General features: G+C 49.3%; 1 rRNA gene. It reads left to right on the top strand.

The features are described 5' to 3' along the window. Positions 1 to 158 precede the first annotated feature (158 nt). Positions 159 to 611: ribosomal RNA gene (locus QQL66_RS18465) — 16S ribosomal RNA — on the top strand; the annotation flags it as partial.

The following is a 611-nucleotide window of genomic DNA, read 5'->3' as shown; positions in this document are numbered from 1 at the left end:
TAGTTGAAAAACTTCAGTTATCTCCAGCTCTTTAAGAATTTGTTCAGATAATTCGTGTGGGCACTTACTGTGTGTCGAAGGACATATATTGAGTGACTCGTGAATATCATTTGTTTTATGCAGTGATTTTTATGAAGTCATGATGCTTTTTAGATTTTGAACTGAAGAGTTTGATCATGGCTCAGATTGAACGCTGGCGGCAGGCTTAACACATGCAAGTCGAGCGGTAACAGGAAGTGCTTGCACTTCGCTGACGAGCGGCGGACGGGTGAGTAACGCGTAGGAATCTGCCTGGTAGTGGGGGACAACATGTGGAAACGCATGCTAATACCGCATACGCCCTGAGGGGGAAAGATGGGGATCTTCGGACCTATCGCTATCAGATGAGCCTGCGTAAGATTAGCTAGTTGGTGGGGTAATGGCCTACCAAGGCGACGATCTTTAGCTGGTCTGAGAGGATGATCAGCCACACTGGGACTGAGACACGGCCCAGACTCCTACGGGAGGCAGCAGTGGGGAATATTGCACAATGGGCGCAAGCCTGATGCAGCCATGCCGCGTGTGTGAAGAAGGCTTTCGGGTTGTAAAGCACTTTCAGCGAGGAGGAAAGG

The organism is Litoribrevibacter albus (assembly GCF_030159995.1).
Classification (GTDB): Bacteria; Pseudomonadota; Gammaproteobacteria; order Pseudomonadales; family Litoribrevibacteraceae; genus Litoribrevibacter; species Litoribrevibacter albus.
The sequence above is the reverse complement of the archived record's forward strand: the minus strand, read 5'-3'. Positions and strand labels throughout refer to the sequence as shown.